This window comes from Nocardia sp. NPDC004711, assembly GCF_053601595.1.
In genome coordinates, this window is the sequence record NZ_JBSGCB010000040.1 from 77,335 (window position 1) to 92,962 (window position 15,628).

A 15,628-nucleotide genomic window follows, 5' to 3' on the forward strand; every position below is an offset into this window, starting at 1 on the left:
CGCCGGCGGACGCATGACACTCGGCGCGTGATCCTCCGAGGATCCGCGCTGGCCGGTTCGGGCAGCGCGGTATGTGTCAGATGAGTGCGTTCAACAGAGGTCTGTTCGAAACGGGTGACCAGCGCGAGGAAGGTGCGTAGGTGCGGGCGGCGCGATGAATTGATGATTCGCTCGCCCGCATCCGGGTACGACGCGCCTGGTTGTGGCCGGGTGGTTCACCCGATCCAGGCGCCGGTCATGTCCTGTACTTTCACGCCGTCGAGGTCGGCGAGTTTGACGGCGACGAAGTTTCGGGCGGTGTCGGAGGTCTGGACTCGGAACGGGAGGTCGGTGGAGTCGAGTGCTTCGACGATGGCCTGGGCGGCGGACTCGGCGGATTGGGCGTTGGCGAAGGCGCCCTCGGTGCGCTTGCGGTAGGCGGCCAGCGCCGAAGCGTACGGTCCGGCCGCGTTCGTGGCCAGCATCTCGCGTCCGCCGACGTTGGCGACGAATTCGCTTGCGACGGCACCGGGTTCGATGACGCTGACCGCGACCCCGGTCTGCGCGGCTACCGGGGCCAACGCTTCCATGAAGCCCTCGACGGCGAACTTCGCGGCGCAGTATGCCTCGTTGAACGGCTGTCCGATGACCCCGCCGACGCTGCTGACGGTGAGTACTCGTCCGTGTGTGGCGCGCAGTTGCGGGAGCGCGGCGCGGGTGACTTCGAGGACGCCGAAGAAGTTGACCTCCATGACGGCGCGGATCTCGCCGATGTCCTCCAGTTCGAGGGTGCCCAGGTGGCCGGCGCCCGCGTTGTTGATCAGTGCGTCGAGGTGGCCGTGGTCGTCGACGACGCCGGAGACGCAGCGGTGGACGGAGTCCGGATCGGTGACGTCGAGCTGTCGGACCTCGATGTGGTCGGCGACGCCTTTGTCCCGGGCGAGCTCGACGAGTGCGGTCGAGCGGCCGGTGTCGCGCATGGTGGCGATGACTTGCCAGCCGGAGCGGGCGGCGTGGATGGCCGTGTGCAGTCCGATGCCGGTCGAGGTGCCGGTGATCAGGACGGTTTTCCGGTCGATGGACGGGCTCATGGGGTTCCTCCTGGCTATTGGTTATGAACCATAATCATAATACATCATAATTATGATGGGGTATCGCTATAGTGGAGGGCATGTCGAGCGAGCAGGAGCAGCGGGAACTGACGGCCGAGGTGGTAGGGCTGTTCGCGGCAATCAATCGCCGCTACGCCACCGAGGCGGAGGCAGCGGCCGGCGCCCATGGGTTGACGCCCATGCAGGCCAAAGCGCTGCTGGCAGCACAGGAGCCGGTCGTGACCCGGCGGATCGCCGAACACCTCCACGCCGAGCCGTCGAATGTCACCGCCCTCGTCGACAAATTGCAGACCCGCGGCTTGATCGAGCGCCAGGAGAATCCGAACGACCGACGAGTGCGTCTGGTCGCGGCAACCGATCAGGGCCGACGCGTCGCCGAGGACCTACAAGCCCGCATGCCCTTCGCCAGCCAACCACTGGCCCGGCTGACCACCGAGCAACAACACCAACTCCGCACCCTGCTCACCATCCTGCTCACAGACTGACCGACAACCGATCACCAGCCCTCGAAATACGCGACATTCGTCGTGAGCACGCACCGCTGACGATCGTGACGCACTCTGCCGGTTGACTTTCCGCAGGTGTCGGCCGCTTCGAACCACGCGGGTCGCGGCATTTCCGGATGGTTGGCGTAGACCGGTTCCCGGTCTAGGTTCGGCCCATGGACACCGTGGTCGAGTCTGCGCCGTACGTGAGAGAGATTGCATCAAGTGCGGATCGCCGGCCGAGGCTACCGTCGTCGAAGCCCTGACGGGTGGCAAACATAGGTGGGATCTGCCCGGGACATGCCAAATGTGCGAAACCGAATGGTACGAGTGCGGTTTCGAACCGCCGCCAGCGAGTGTTCGAGCGGCGATCCTGGCGGCCAACGGCCCCAGCATTCTCGAACTCCGCACCGGGAGCGCCACGCCGGCATCGGTAATGCGCGCCCTTCGCCAAGTCCCGACCGCTGTCGCTATCTCAAGCGCGGTCCATGGCCGACGAACTCCTGCGCGCCGGGCTTCGAGGAACTCTCGTGGAAATAGAACTCTTGGCGCGCTCCCTGCGCGCCTCCGGCGCCGTCGTCAGCATTCGGCGATGGTCAATTCCCGCTGTCCACCCAGTGTTTCGTGGGTAGCGGCACGGTGACAGGCGGAAGCTCGGTCACGGGCCCGAGAGGTGCCGGATGGTCACTGGACCAGAAGGCAATCAAGCCACCGCCGAGCAGCGCCACCGCAGCTACCGCGCCCGCAGTGACCCGCGCCCACCACAGCCGGTGCCTGCGCGGTGTTCTCATGCCGCCGTCTCCTCACCATCCCCATATGTCAGCTGGATCGTGGTCGAGGCCAACGTGTTACACAGCCGCAGCGGCTCCCGGCCGTTTCAGTCAGCGCAACCAGCGCCAAGCGAGTGCGTTCCGCCCAGCTTGACTAGGCTCGGCAAGTGCGGTCATCGGATGATCTGAAGCAGCGCTGGTTGGCTGAGGCAAGGAACGTGTTCACCCGGCCTGAGACTTGGGCCAGTACTGGTAACGAGATGGAGTCGGTGGCCCGTGAGCTACTGCGAAATCTCTGCTACTTGGACGAACGTGACGATGAATACGAACAAGTCCGAGAGGTGTTGCGTAGCTTCGGAAAACGTGGAGTAGCCGGCCCGTTCGCGGCGATCTTCGGTGTGAAGGACAGTCACACGGCGGAGGTGGCCTCGGTGTATGCCGAGCAATACCACCGTTTGGGTTACCTTCCCACCGACCGCTTGCTCACTGCCGACGAATGGTTGCCGTTGCAAAATGTGCGGGAGTGGGTGGCCGATCGCGACATCCGCTGCAGTGAGGTAGAGGCCGCTTTCGGCTCACCGAGCTTGCGTGTAGGCAAGCGGGTACTGTGCTACGCCTCGGCCGACGGCGGCCGATGGGTGTTTTTCGATTGCTGGGACGAACGTGTCCTGCGGTATGTGCCCGGGAAGGGCCGTTTCGAGGGTGGTTTCGATCCTGATCCATTGGTGCGCGACATCCGTACTCCGGCAGCCGATTTCGATGGAGGCCTGGTATTGACGGTGTACGGCAAAGTGCTGCGCTGGGGGCCGGGCTGGTGGATTCATCACCCGAGCAGTACGCAATCAGAGGAACAAGCTGCAATCGCCTGCCAGCTCAGAAGACTCGAAGCCGCCGATCCCTCCCAGCGTCACAACTATCGGGCCGATTCCCAGGCGTCGCCGATGCATCCTTCTTCATAGGCCCACCACTCATCTCGCTCGCCCTGCTGCAGCAGCAGCGCGGCATGCGGCAGTAGCGGACGTTCCTTACATGCTTTATGAACTGATGTGCCTGTAGTTCCTCGGACATTCCAGCAACGGCCGGACTATGTTGTCGGGTTCATCGAATGTGTACTCGTCGAGAACTTCTCCGTCGATCACGATGCATGGCTGGTCCCTTCCAGCGCCGCGTAGATAGCGTCCAGGGCAGCGCGGAACCAGGCGAGAACCTCTGGTTTGTTGAGGCATCCATGGAATCGGAGTGCAGGGGCCGATCGAGGGCCACGGGGTGGAACGCATCATCTGCCTCGATGACGTCCGCCACGAAGTCGTCATGCCACGAATCGTGGATCTCCCCGACAAGATCGGACTGGCGAAGTTCCACACGCCCAAGACCGTCACTCCCGACCCGAAACCCGCCCCGACGAACACCCTGGGCATCCGCCGCATCATGTTCGTCGTCGACGATATCGATGACGTCCTCGCCCTCCTGCGCACTCACGGCGCCGAACTGGAGCAATATGAACAGATCTTCCGCCTCTGCTACGTCTGCAGCCCCGAGGACATCATCGTTGGCCTGGCCGAGGAAATCGCTTGACGGCCCGATCAGCGAATCCAGCTCCACACCCAGGTGTGCGCAGTGGTGGCAGCGCCATCTTCGCGGTTGAGCTGTTGTGGCTGTTGGCTTTTGGCGGCGGATACAGCCCGCCACGTCAATGCCACAAGTGCGGCCGCAATCACTACGAGCACAACGCCGGTGATCATTTCGTCTCCCCCCAGGGCAACCGGTCCGGCTGCCACATTCGCGGAACCGCGTCCGCGATCCCCTTGCAATGATCACTCTCGATCGGCTCCGCCGCAACCATCTCCAGCACCGGGAGTGCTTGCACCGCAGTGATTCTCACAACTGTAGCTTCGCCGCCGACTCGGCGTTCGACCGCAGCAATGCATGCTCGTCGCTGGATCGCCCTGCTGACTCCGCGCCAGCCGGTCAGCTCAACGCGGGTGCGGCATGACCGGACATCAGGCCTGCATCGAGTGGATGTACTCATCGGCAGTTCAGTGCGGTCGCCGGCGGTGGCCGTGGACGCATCGAACCGCTCGGGTCGCGGCAATTGAGGATGTTCGATCGCTCAGCGGTGTTCGGTGGCTCAACGGAAGTCCGCGGCGTGGTCGGTTGCCCATTGCGCGAAAGACCGTGCAGGGCTACCGAGGACATTCGTGATGGGGGAACTGGCCGGCGGCAGTGTCTCGGCTGCGGTCTTCCATCCGTCGAGAATGGCGTCCGCGACGAAAGGCGGAACGGTCCTGACGAGTTCCGCATGTGTTTGCTCCACGGAGGATTCCTCGATCTGGATGTCTCGACCGAGGGCCTCACCGATGTGCTGCACTTGGCGACGCAGGGTGAGCGTTTCGGGCCCTGTGACGACATAGGCGCGGCCGCGATGAATTGGGTCGAGCAGGGCGGCCACTGCGAGTGCAGCCACGTCCTTTTCGTGGACGGGTGCGGTCTGCGCGTCTGGATATGGCAGCCGGACGGCATCCATTTCGCGGATGGGCCGCTGCCACGACCACAGTGTGTTGGTGGCGAACATCCCGGGTCGAATGAACGTCCAAGCCAGATTCGATGCCTCGAGCGCGGATTCGACCCGCGCGTGCACCCATGCGGTGGGGTTGGAGGCGGGGTCGAGGTCCCTGGCGGCGATCGAGGAGAGCAGGACGACGTGTTGTACGCCAGCGGATTCGGCGGCTGCCACGAAGCCGTCGATCCCAGTTGGGTTGGCGTAGAGGAATACTCTGCGAGCGCCGTCGAGCGCGGCTTGCAAGGTTTCGGGGCGGTCCAGGTCGGCAGCGACCACGTCGGCTGCGTGCGGGAGCGATGCCCTGCGAGGGTCGCGGCTGGTCAAACGAACCGGTGCGCCAGCGGAATTCAATCCTGCCGCGACATGGTGGCCGATGTTGCCGCTGGCCCCGAAAACGACTGTCAACATGGCCGGAAGAGTAGGTCCGCAAACTCGCGCTGAGTAGGTACCTACCTGTAGGTAAGCTGCCGATATGGAGGTACGGTCACAGGTCCCCGGTGCTGGTGGATCAGAGTCTGGTGACGTATCTAACATCGAATGCTCGGCGCGCGAGGTGGTCGACGTCACCAGTCGATGGGGAGGCCACATTCTGAATGCTCTGCAGGATGGGCCATTACGGTTCTCGGAGCTGCACGCCGCGATTGACCGCATCAGCGACAAGATGCTGTCGCAAACGCTGCGGATCCAGATTCGTGACGGACTCGTACTCCGTACCGTGGAATCCACCACCACGCCGCCGCAGGTGAGCTACGAACTCACAGAACTCGGGTACAGCCTCACAGAGTCGTTACGCCCTTTCCTGGCGTGGGTTCGCCTCCACGCCACGGATGTAACCGCTGCGCGACAGGCATACGACCTACGCAACATGTGACCAGCTAGCCGCCGGGCGTGAGCTGTCGACGTTCGCCACGGCAACTCCCGTTCACTCGCTCATCGGCACGAGCGTGCACTCGAGTTCTCTAGAGCCAGCCGGACGCCGCGGCCGGAGCGGCGGATCTCGCCGGTCAGCGGGTGACGGTCGGGCCGTTTTCTCAACTGGCGGGCGGTAGCTGGCGCTGTGGCCGCTGGCCCCAATACATTGGGCACATGCGTGAACGATCTCGAATCCTGCTGTGCGCGACCGCGACCGTCGCCGCGGCACTCGCGTTGCCGGTTCTCCCGATCGCGTCCGCTGAGCCCTCTCCCAGTACCAGCGGCTGCGCGGAGGTCCGCGTCGTCACCGTGCGTGGCACGCTGGAACCGCAGACCGGCAGCCTGCTGCTGACCCCGCCGGCCAGGCGGATCGCCCAGGAATCCGGCCGCAGCACCACTGTGACCGAACTCGAGTATCCCGCCTCGACGGCCCCGGACAGCCCCGGGCGTGGAGTGGAGAACCTGACGGCACTGTTGAACGAGGCCGCGGCCGAATGCCCGAATCAGCAGCTCGTCCTCCTCGGCTACTCACAGGGCAGCCGCGTCATCGGCAACACGCTTAACACGCGAACCGCGTTGACCGACCAGGCCGCCGCGCAGATCGACGCGATCGCCCTGTTCGGCAGTCCGCTGTTCAACGGCGCCGACCCCTTCGACCGCGGCAACTACGATCCCGCCTTGTCGGGCTTCGCCGCGCTGCCCGTCGGCGCCCTCGGCGAATTCACCGGCCGTGTGCGCTCATACTGCGATGCCGCCGACCGCGTCTGCCAGGGCGGCGATCCGGCCGCCGGGTTCGGAAATGCCTTGAGTCCTGGGCATTTCGCATACTTCGTCAACGACTACCGGGACCAGGCGGCGGCATTCGTCCGCGAGCAGCTCGACTCGTAACGTCCCCTTCTGCGGCCCGGCCCGGCGGCTGCCGAGGGCCGTCCATGGGTCGTGAGTATGTGGTGGGTGGATGCCGCATCGGTCATGGGGTCGTCCTCTGCGTCGGGAACGAGCACGGTACTGCAACCAGACTCTGACTGCTGTGGATGTCCAGCCGAACCACGAAACGTACTCCACTCGGCAATAGCGTGCACTGCCGGCGGTTTGTCAGCCGCCCGGGATGCCTGCGGCCCGTTGATCTTCCGAGGTGCCGCGCTGGCCGGTTCGGTCAGCGCGCCATGCAGCAGATCAGTGCGTTCAGTCCTGCTGATCGACCGCCGCTGAGGGCCCGGTCGGCAGAAGTCCGCCTCTGCCCTCGGTGCCGGCCGGGTGAAGAATCATGCCGACCCCTCGCTGATGTACACCGTCGCGAAGTCGATCTGATGGCACCAACCGACCTCGAGTGTATGCGTCAGTGCGTCAGGAAGGTCCGCGCGCTGTTGAGTACATAGGCCGGATTCTCCTCCAGGACCCAGTGATTGGCGCCGGGCACCACATCGGTGGTGACATCCGCTGGCATGCCAACGACAAGCGCCTGCCACCGATACCAGCGCCGGATCCTGCCGACCGGATCTGAAACCCGGATCCCTTGATGCACGGCATTCGGCAGTAGCAGACGTTCCTTCGCTGTGGGGCGAGCTCTCCGTCGACGGCCTGCGCTGGCCGGTTCAGTCAGCGCGGTATGCGGAAATAGTGGACGGACCGTCTCACAGATCGGGTATGTCGTCTCGGCGGGCCCATGCACGGACTGTGGGTGGGGCGTAGAGCCATCGCTGTTCGTCTTGCAGCTCGGCCTGCGCAGCGGCAATCACCTCGGGGTGGACACCAAGAGTCACCAAGGTGTTGTGGGCCTGCTCCCAGGTCAGGTTCCACATGCGCGCCATCGGTGAGCCTCCGCGAAACATCGGGATATCCGCCTCGGCATGAACATCGACGAGCCCGAGTGCCTCCAACATCGCAGGAAGGTTCCGTGCCCACGATTGACTCGCACCCGCGATTTCGGTCGAGCGTGCGAAGGCGCGCCAGACTTCGCCGAACGCACCTGGCATTTCATCGAGTACACCGAGCCCATCGCCCTCCTCGAGCATGAGAACGCCGCCGGGCGCCAACGCTCGGGCCAGTCGCTCCAAAACGATGTCTCTGTCGGCAATGTGCAGCAGTACGAATCGAGTGTGGACGAAATCGAATGCGCGTTCAGGGAGGTCGTCGGCGACAAGGTCGAGCTGGGCGACTTCGCCGCCGCGGCCGGGTAGGTCGGTGAGGTGACGAGGGTCGGCATCGACCGCGAGCACTCGGCCGCCGGGCAGTGCGGCACTACACAGCCATCGTGCAAAGGACCCGCCGCCCGCTCCGGCTTCCAGACACCGCCATCCTGCACGCACACCCAGCCGTCGCGCGAGCGCGATACTTGCTGAGTCATAGGCCGCGCCGAGCAGGGCAAGGCGTTCGTCAGCGAAATCCCATTCATTCGGCAGCGAGTAGTACGGGTCACCCGGCGAGGAAATCGGTGAAGACCAGCTCATGCCCAGACGCTAAGCCCGGCGTCATGAGCCGAGGGTTGTTTACCCGCCTTCTCCAGCGTCAAGTGATCGAATCCACACTGCTAGAACAACTTCGAACGAGGGACTTCGGAACTTCCGCACATCGGCATGTGCGGACACAGGAACGGCCCGAGTTGTCTCGGGCCGTTGATCTTCCACAGGACCGCGCTGGCCGGTTCGAACCGCTCGCCACGCGGCATGACGGCGCGTTCGGGAGCTGCCTGGCGGCCGGCCTATGGCGGCGGACTGGCCTGTTGCTCCATTCTCGAGTGGTTTCAAGCAGTTTCCTGACTCAGAGGCACCGAAAGTGGAGCGAAAGGCCAGATCCGACCTCCGTCACATGGTCGCTGGTTCGATCCAGCTGGAACCACAGGAAGCGGCCGGTCATCGCAGGTGTTGCGATGACCGGCCGTTTTCGTGTCATTTGCGTGCACACTGGAGTCGATGAAGAAGATCGACCTCGCCGATAGGCCAAAAACCATTGCTGCGTAACGGCGTTCGATTCACTTTGTGTGCCTGGGGGCCGTCGACCACTGCACTCCGTACCGTCGACCGACCCACTGTCCCAACTGGTCGTCAGAGTTGCGTGTGCCCGGAGCCGGTGAGGATGATCAGCGGCATCATCAGAGCGCCGAGAATATCGTTTCCGGTGCACTGGGCCGAGGCGCTGGAGCTGCCGGTCGGCTGGCTGCCGCAGTTCTGCACCGTCATGGACTTGGTCGACGAGCCCTGCGTGGCGGTGAGGCTATAGACGCCTTCGGGAAGCTTCGAGCGATAGACGTACTGGATGATCCCGGTGCCGGCCGTGGATCCGGCTTGCGGGGTGAAGGTGCCGACGTTCTGCCCGTCCAAGGTGACCGTGACCGGTGCCAGGGCGTCCGCGCCGCTGGTGGTCACCAATATCGTGCAGGTATTGCCTGCCCCTTCACATCCGCCGATGCCGGTGTCGACCTGCGTCAGATTCACATTGTCGACCGTGGCCGACGCCGATGCCGCCGCGACGACCGGTATCGCCAGCATGGCCACCGTGACGGCGGCCCAACTCATTTGCCTCATCTGTACTTTCCCGTTGGAGTAGTCGTTGCCGGCACCTGAGTGCCGCTCCGACGGTAACCGCGTAGCGAGGCCCCGCGCATACAAATTGAAAAGCCTATACTTCAATATGTCCCTGCGCTTCACATGCGCGTCATAGCGGCTTCTTCATGCGCCGCGAGCGCCTGGACGCCGGGAGCGGCCTCCACAGAGTCGGCCCTGGGCGTGGCGCCCTCGAAGAAGCCGGTGGTCCCGTTGGTGGCGTAGCGCTGGGCGGCGGTGACGTTCACCGGCTGCGGCGCGCCGCAGGCCAGTTCGCCGACCAGATACCGAAGAAGACGAATTGCCGAGGGAGCGACGGTGCGTTCGGCTCGGCCTCGGATCGGCGCGGCCGGTTGACCTTCGCCCGCCCGTTCGGTCAGTGCGGTCAGCGGCAGATGATTGCGTTGTCAGCCGTGGCAATAGACCCGCACAGGCACTGCGTCTTCGGGCAGCGCCGCCAGGTAGTTCTCGTTGTCGCCTGGGGGTATCGGGCAGTCGGGCTCGTCTTCGTAGGACGTGTTCGTCCCAGTCCTTGTGCCAGCAGACGCCGCTCTCCTCGACCCACCAACCGTCGAGAGTGAGCACAACAGGGCGTCACCGGTGACTGGTGGCCAACTTCAGGCCGAACCCAACCAAAATGGCTCCCGTGACGGTGTCCATCGCACGTCGTACGGTTTCTCGGTTCAATCAAATCTTCGCGGCGCCTGGCGCGCTGATGATGACAGTGAACCACAACATGCCCTCGACGTTGTGTATCACCGCAAGAGCACAGCCCATCAGCAGATGGGGTACTCCGTCCGGCAAGAACTGCGGCAGCATGGCGGCATAGAACACGCCGACCTTCGGATTGAGCAGATTCGTGCCCAGCCCGCGCACCCAGGCACCGAACGCGCTCCGCGATGAATCGTCCACTGCGGCTTCGGGTCTCGAGGGATCTCGAAGCCCATCGCGAACCATGGCGATACCCATCCACACCAGATAGATCGCGCCCGCAGTCCGCAGCACTGTGTAGGCCAGCTCCGAGGCTGTGAGCAGGACCGAGACCCCTACAGCTGCGGCCGCGCCCCATACCAGCGTGCCGCACCCGATCCCGACAGCAGAGGCGAACGCGTAGCGGCGACCACGACTCACGGCAGCCCGCAGCACGAGCGCTGTATCCAAACCAGGAACGAGGGTGAGCAAGCCGGCGACCACAGCGAAGGACAGCAATGAGTGCAACACCGGTACAGCGTATTTGGCCACCACACTGGAATTCGGTGCAGATTTCACTCGCTCGTCGGCACGATCGCGCACTGCCGGCGGCCGGTCGCTCGCCCGAGATGACCCCCACCCGTTGATCTTTCGAGATGCCACGTTGGCCGGTTCGGTCAGCGCGGTATGCGGCATGTCCGTACGTTTCCTCGGTAATGGCCGGGGCCGCAATACTGGTCGGATGCGGTGGATTCGCGACTACTACGCGGTGGAGGACATCTGGCTCCTGATCGAACTCGATGACGATGGCTGGCCGAACCGGCAGGTCGATCTTCGAGGTGCTGACGATGAGCCGGTCACGGCAGCATCGCTCGCGGAGGTAATGCACGCACGAGACGACGGGGGCATTGCTGCAGTTCAGGCATACGAAGGCAAGTACGGTGTCCTCGCGGAGGGCAGCGCCGACGATTGGGATGTCGAGGGAAGTGCCCTCGACGAAATGACGGCTGAAGAATTCGAAACCGCCTGGACGATGGCTCGTCAGGCAATCGAGCACCGATGGTCCACCGGTAGTTGAGGAGGTCTTCGGGCAACAAAAGCCGCTCGGTCATCGGCATGAGCGGATATCTCTGGGCCGCCGTCGATCTCGCCGCCGGCGGTACCGCGCTGGCCGGTTCGGTCAGCGCGGTATGCGACATGAGCGTGCATCCGAGTTGCCGGTAGCGATCTCGGATGCCCTGCTTGGTTGCGCTGTCAGACGGATTCGACCCGAAAGACTGCGATCCGATCCGCTACGGCCGCAACTGACTCCGCGGTGGCTTCCGCCGCGAGACCGCTCCTGACGAACAGCTGCGCCACTCGCGCTGGACTGTTCGCGACATGCTCACGAAGCAGCGGCCGGCGCTCCTCCACAGGCAATTCCACCAGGCGAACCGTAGCGGCACGTCGTCCCCGGCTCAGCGTCACGGTCTGGGCGGTGCGCGCGTTGGCCACCCAGGCCGCCTGCGGGTAGGCCTGAATGATGTAGCGCTGTCCGCCGATAGGCACGACGGCCATCGACGCGGTGCGCGGCTGTCCGCTCTTGCGTCCCGGCGCGGTGAGCAGATACATCGACCCGAAGGCGATCCCTGCCCTCTGTAGCGCCACGATGACTTTGTTGAACCGTTTGACCTTGTGTTTGAGATCGGCTGCTGCCTGATCCACGTCGCCTGTCCTCCCCGCCCAGTCCTGAATCCTGGGCCCACCCCATGGCTGGATTCGCGCCAGCCGAAGTTGTTGTCGGAAAGCAACTTACGGACGTTACCGACCTCCGAAATGCCACCAACTCGGCACAAGCGGACGTTCTGCCGGCGTCGGATCCGCACGGCTAGTTGATCTTTCGATGCCCCGCGCTGGCCGGTTCGGTCAGCGCGGTATGCGGCAGAACAGTGCGTTTCGTCGAAAGAAGAACGGTTTCTGGCACGCCGCGGAGATCGAGTCCGAGCGGGAGATCGTCCGCCCATTCCTGAGGAGTTCGGCTAGCTCATCAGGGGATTCCCCGCGTCGCCGTATGACCCGGTCGGGACGGAACAGCCGCCTTGCGGGGTGGTGTTCCAGCCCCCGCCGAGGAGTGTGCACAGGACCATGCGTGTACCCACATACGCCAGAGCGGCAGAACCGGTGGTCAGCGTATCGATAAGCGGGGGCCTCGTCACGCAATCCATGGCGTTGCAGGTTTGCTGTGGCTGGGTGAGCCAAGCTGAGCCCGTCCCCGAGCCGCTCGAGCCCGTCTCCGCTGCGGCGGTGGCGGTGCTGCCGGCGAGACAGACCATGGCAACGGTGACAGCACCGCCGGTCACGGCCGCCGCTCGACGGAGGGCAGTGTTTCGAAGTGATGTAGACACAGGCGCTCTTTCACTGGTTGGCACTTGCGTGGTCGCTGGGACGACGCGCGGGTTCGACACGGCCACCCGACAAATCATAAGCACGCTCATTTCACAAAACTTCCGGATAGCGCGAAAGGATCGTGCCCCAACCCTTCCGGGCTGGGCATGGCCCCACATCACGCCAACACTGGACCCTTCCCAGCCGTAGCCCGCCGTCCAGCACCTACCCGAGGAGGGGTACCGGATAGACGGCAGACCGGTTTGGAATTTCGAGCGGATGGGCGGCTGGTCGTCGCGATTGCGATCGCCGAGCGCGTGGGATCCCAAGGGCCGCCGATTGTCTGGAGTCGGCGTGCGGCAGTGGCTGTAATGCACTCAACTCGGCAGTAGCGGACGTTCTGCACCGCAACAGGTTCCGGCCGGCGGCGCCCCGCGCTGGCCGGTTCGGTCAGCGCGATATGCGGGAATGGCGGATGGTTTGTACAGCAATGACTCCCGCACGCCGTGGCTAGTTGGATCTCTCCGCAGCATAAGCGGGGAACCGCTCCCGCATCGCGGCATCGAACGCGGACGCATCCTCGAGGGAGTCCCACCGGTGGAACTGGTCCCGCTGCAGATACCACCGCGTCAGCGACGCCGCCTCCCGCACCCGAAGTCCTACCGGCTGGCACCGACAGACCGCGCTGAAACAGAACGCTGCGCCAATCAGGCGGGTTTCGGTAGCAGATGTTCTGTGCCGCAGCGAGTCTGACCAAACGATCGTCGCCACATGGCCAGCGCCCGTCATTTGCATGGCCTGCCCATCGCAGGACCCATTTCGCACGGAACTTGGCATTACGGTGCGTTCGGCCTGCGCCGGATGCGCACGGCCAGTTGATCTTCCGCCGCACCACACTGGCCGCTTCGGTCAGCGCGACATGCGGCAGAATAGGTCGTTCTATTGGGGCAGCCGAGGCCTCGGATGTTCTTGCGCATTCCACCGAGACCGGATGCCGGGTGGGTCGGGCATTCGCAGGCTGGCCTATTCGGGTGGCCAGATGGCGCTCAGCACGCGGCCTGGCCAGTCGTCGGGAATGCCGGCCAGGGTGACGTAGCTGCCGTAGAACGAGCCGATGAGCATGCCGGTGAGGACGTCGAGATCGGTGGACTCGGGAAAATCGCCCATTGTCAGGGCTTTTCGCAGCAGGGCGCGGCGCGGCTCGACTATGCGGGTCTTGAACGATTCCAGCAGTTCGGGGTGGCGGCCTTCCTCGGCGAGTAGTGAGCCGAGAATGGCCATGGCGGGACCGGCCCGCAGGTTGTCGTGGAAGTTCTCCAGGATCGCCAGGGCGTGGGCGCGCGGGGTCGCGGCGGCGGCGGGTGGCTCCACAACCCGCAGTGAACCGATCACCGCCGCAACCAATTCCGCCTTGTTTCGGTAGCGGCGGCGCAGGCTGGGGGTGGTGGTGCCCGCGGCGGCCGCGACCGATTCCAGCGACATGCGGGCGTAGCCGAGTTCGCCGAGCGAGTGGGCGGCAGCCGCCAAGATCGCTTGGTCCAGGGCCGGCTTCCTCGGTCGTCCGGCCTTCGGTTGCGGGGTGCTCATTACATTGCGATAGTACATCGGAACGTAATTGATCGATGGAAGGACCCATCATGACGGAGTCGTTGCCGGTGAGCGCGGTGATCCGCGTCGGACGCGCCACCTTCGACCCGAGCCTGTTCACGGACTTCAGCGCGCTGGTCACCAAGCAGGCGGACTACCTGGTCCCGGCCATCAAAGAATTGCCGGGCCTCATCTCCTGGTTCACCGGCGTCTCGCCTGAGGGTTCGATGGTGCAGATCAGCATCTGGGACACCGAGGCGCACGCCAAGCAGATGGACGACCTGAAGTTGATGGCCGTTGTGGCCCGCGGCGAAATGGAGGCGATCGGAGGCCATTTCGAACGCCCGATCATTAACTACCCCATCAACTGGACCATCGCCGGATCGGTGCCGGCCGCCGCGGTCATCCATGTCGCCCGCGGCAACTTCGACGCCGACCGGTTCGCCGAGGTCGAGACGCTGGCCATCAAGCAGGCCGAGTACCTGGTCCCGGCCATCGAACAACTGCCGGGACTCCTGCACTGGTATACGGCCGTGTCGCCGGAGGGCGCGATCGCCAATATCAGCGTCTGGGACTCCAATGACCATGCGGTGCAGATGTATTCGCTGCACGAAATGGTCACCGTCGCCCGTGGTGAATTCCAGCAGCTCGACGCCCTGACCTTCCACCCGATCGTCGACTACCCGATCAACTGGACGATCTGAGGGATCCGGTCCATACCCAAATTTGGGACGTGACAGCGATTCCCGAGAATGAGCGCTTGGACATCACGCTCGCGAGGAACGTCCGGAACGCTGTGTAATCGGCAGTAGCGGACGTTCCGCCGGCCTCGGATCGGCACGGCCAGTTGATCTTCCGATGCCGCGTGCTGGCCGGTTCGGTCAGCGTGGTATGCGGCTATTACAGCGCTCACTCGCATGTCCACGACTCCTCGGTGGTATCCAGCCATTCCTGGTAGGCGGGGTTGACCAGGTGGAGGTTGATGTAACCCCCTAGCGCGGAGAGTCGGACAATCAGGTTCGTCCGATCCCAGCGGGCCTTGGGCTCCGGCCCTCGTTGAACGTCGTGTGTCGGGCCCAGCACAGCTGTGAACTGGACTACCAGATCCTCGAATTCGTCGCGTAACCGCTCCATCGCCGTAACGCCGTTCGTGTCGACCTGTCCGTGACGACCATGATTAGGTCACGGATACCGCCCTTGTCCCAGTCGCACCAATATGCTTCGGGCCGGTCCGCCATGTGATCGGTCCGGCGTACAGCGGCGTTGTCAGTACGTCGGGTGACCTCCCACCCTTGCGCAACACAGAGTGTGGGGAGGTCCTCCGCGGTCCAGGTCCAATCGAACGATGCTGCGACGGAGACGATGTGCTCGACTTTGTCGCTCTCGACATACATGGGGCATGCGCTTTCTGTTGTGCAGTGGGTCCGCTGCCTTGCCCTGATCGGACCCGTTTCACAGATCATGCCCGGCTCTGACTGCCGAGATGTTCTCTACCTTTGATCTTCCCCCAACCCGCACATGTCACTCGGTTATCGGCTACTTAAGACTGGTGTTAGGGCCGGGTCCCGGCCAGGATTCGGTCCAGGTGCCCGGTGGGATGCTCGGTCAATCGGCTGCCCGCCAGCAT

At 64.2% G+C, this 15,628-nt stretch carries 19 protein-coding genes; 7 read left to right on the forward strand and 12 right to left on the reverse strand.

From position 1 onward, the window contains the following. Positions 1-215: 215 nt before the first annotated feature. Positions 216-1,070, reverse strand: a complete 855-nt coding sequence (locus ACWEKS_RS33500; protein WP_452343801.1) for an SDR family oxidoreductase — start codon at positions 1,068-1,070, stop codon at positions 216-218. Positions 1,071-1,150: 80 nt separating this feature from the next. Here ACWEKS_RS33500 and ACWEKS_RS33505 point away from each other — a divergent pair, with 80 nt between their 5' ends. Next, positions 1,151-1,576: a MarR family winged helix-turn-helix transcriptional regulator gene (locus tag ACWEKS_RS33505; protein ID WP_452343802.1), complete on the forward strand. Its 426-nt coding sequence runs from the start codon at positions 1,151-1,153 to the stop codon at positions 1,574-1,576. Positions 1,577-2,172: 596 nt separating this feature from the next. Here the strand turns inward: ACWEKS_RS33505 and ACWEKS_RS33510 are convergent. Further along, complete coding sequence (locus ACWEKS_RS33510) at positions 2,173-2,367, reverse strand: hypothetical protein (RefSeq protein ID WP_452343803.1); 195 nt, start codon at positions 2,365-2,367, stop codon at positions 2,173-2,175. 281 nt (positions 2,368-2,648) lie between these two features. Between ACWEKS_RS33510 and ACWEKS_RS33515 the strand changes: the two genes are divergently transcribed. Beyond that, positions 2,649-3,305 carry a hypothetical protein gene (locus ACWEKS_RS33515; protein WP_452343804.1) on the forward strand — a complete coding sequence of 219 codons (657 nt, stop codon included), beginning with the start codon at positions 2,649-2,651 and terminating at the stop codon, positions 3,303-3,305. Positions 3,306-3,585: 280 nt separating this feature from the next. Beyond that, positions 3,586-3,921 carry a VOC family protein gene (locus ACWEKS_RS33520; protein ID WP_452343805.1) on the forward strand — a complete coding sequence of 112 codons (336 nt, stop codon included), beginning with the start codon at positions 3,586-3,588 and terminating at the stop codon, positions 3,919-3,921. Between the two features lie 8 nt (positions 3,922-3,929). Here ACWEKS_RS33520 and ACWEKS_RS33525 read toward each other — a convergent pair whose 3' ends face one another. Then, positions 3,930-4,088 carry a hypothetical protein gene (locus ACWEKS_RS33525; RefSeq protein WP_452343806.1) on the reverse strand — a complete coding sequence of 53 codons (159 nt, stop codon included), beginning with the start codon at positions 4,086-4,088 and terminating at the stop codon, positions 3,930-3,932. Positions 4,089-4,474: 386 nt separating this feature from the next. After that, positions 4,475-5,314: an NAD(P)H-binding protein gene (locus tag ACWEKS_RS33530; RefSeq protein ID WP_452343807.1), complete on the reverse strand. Its 840-nt coding sequence runs from the start codon at positions 5,312-5,314 to the stop codon at positions 4,475-4,477. 145 nt (positions 5,315-5,459) lie between these two features. Between ACWEKS_RS33530 and ACWEKS_RS33535 the strand changes: the two genes are divergently transcribed. Both ACWEKS_RS33535 and ACWEKS_RS33540 read left to right on the forward strand, forming a co-directional pair. Continuing rightward, complete coding sequence (locus tag ACWEKS_RS33535) at positions 5,460-5,777, forward strand: winged helix-turn-helix transcriptional regulator (RefSeq protein WP_452343808.1); 318 nt, start codon at positions 5,460-5,462, stop codon at positions 5,775-5,777. Positions 5,778-5,992: 215 nt separating this feature from the next. Further along, positions 5,993-6,706 carry a cutinase family protein gene (locus ACWEKS_RS33540; protein ID WP_452343809.1) on the forward strand — a complete coding sequence of 238 codons (714 nt, stop codon included), beginning with the start codon at positions 5,993-5,995 and terminating at the stop codon, positions 6,704-6,706. A 746-nt stretch (positions 6,707-7,452) separates the two neighbouring features. Here ACWEKS_RS33540 and ACWEKS_RS33545 read toward each other — a convergent pair. The 4 genes from ACWEKS_RS33545 to ACWEKS_RS33560 all read right to left on the reverse strand — a co-directional run bounded on the left by ACWEKS_RS33545 (position 7,453) and on the right by ACWEKS_RS33560 (position 10,746). Next, positions 7,453-8,268: a class I SAM-dependent methyltransferase gene (locus ACWEKS_RS33545; RefSeq protein ID WP_452343810.1), complete on the reverse strand. Its 816-nt coding sequence runs from the start codon at positions 8,266-8,268 to the stop codon at positions 7,453-7,455. Positions 8,269-8,862: 594 nt separating this feature from the next. Then, entirely contained in the window at positions 8,863-9,333 is a 471-nt protein-coding gene (locus ACWEKS_RS33550) for a hypothetical protein (RefSeq protein WP_040863499.1), read from the reverse strand. 128 nt (positions 9,334-9,461) lie between these two features. Continuing rightward, positions 9,462-9,608: a hypothetical protein gene (locus tag ACWEKS_RS33555; RefSeq protein ID WP_452343811.1), complete on the reverse strand. Its 147-nt coding sequence runs from the start codon at positions 9,606-9,608 to the stop codon at positions 9,462-9,464. Positions 9,609-10,047: 439 nt separating this feature from the next. Further along, positions 10,048-10,746, reverse strand: a complete 699-nt coding sequence (locus ACWEKS_RS33560) for a LysE family translocator (protein WP_452343812.1) — start codon at positions 10,744-10,746, stop codon at positions 10,048-10,050. On the opposite strand from ACWEKS_RS33560, the gene ACWEKS_RS33565 reads away from it, so the two are divergent. Further along, positions 10,745-11,128 carry a hypothetical protein gene (locus ACWEKS_RS33565; protein ID WP_452343813.1) on the forward strand — a complete coding sequence of 128 codons (384 nt, stop codon included), beginning with the start codon at positions 10,745-10,747 and terminating at the stop codon, positions 11,126-11,128. The two genes, ACWEKS_RS33560 and ACWEKS_RS33565, sit on opposite strands and share 2 nt — an antisense overlap. A gap of 176 nt (positions 11,129-11,304) precedes the next feature. On the opposite strand, the gene ACWEKS_RS33570 is transcribed toward ACWEKS_RS33565, so the two are convergent. Beyond that, a complete protein-coding gene (locus ACWEKS_RS33570; RefSeq protein ID WP_452343814.1) occupies positions 11,305-11,754 on the reverse strand; it encodes a nitroreductase/quinone reductase family protein in 450 nt (149 codons plus the stop codon). Between the two features lie 1,683 nt (positions 11,755-13,437). After that, positions 13,438-14,001 (reverse strand): TetR/AcrR family transcriptional regulator, encoded by a 564-nt coding sequence (locus ACWEKS_RS33575; protein ID WP_452343815.1) that lies wholly within the window; start codon positions 13,999-14,001, stop codon positions 13,438-13,440. 50 nt (positions 14,002-14,051) lie between these two features. Here ACWEKS_RS33575 and ACWEKS_RS33580 point away from each other — a divergent pair, with 50 nt between their 5' ends. Further along, entirely contained in the window at positions 14,052-14,705 is a 654-nt protein-coding gene (locus tag ACWEKS_RS33580) for a hypothetical protein (protein ID WP_452343816.1), read from the forward strand. 205 nt (positions 14,706-14,910) lie between these two features. Here the strand turns inward: ACWEKS_RS33580 and ACWEKS_RS33585 are convergent, their stop codons facing one another. Together ACWEKS_RS33585 and ACWEKS_RS33590 are read right to left on the reverse strand one after the other, a co-directional pair. Next, positions 14,911-15,135, reverse strand: a complete 225-nt coding sequence (locus ACWEKS_RS33585) for a DUF6301 family protein (protein ID WP_452343817.1) — start codon at positions 15,133-15,135, stop codon at positions 14,911-14,913. Continuing rightward, complete coding sequence (locus tag ACWEKS_RS33590; RefSeq protein WP_452343818.1) at positions 15,099-15,464, reverse strand: DUF6301 family protein; 366 nt, start codon at positions 15,462-15,464, stop codon at positions 15,099-15,101. Before ACWEKS_RS33590 ends, ACWEKS_RS33585 begins: the two co-directional genes overlap by 37 nt. Between the last annotated feature and the right edge of the window lie 164 nt (positions 15,465-15,628).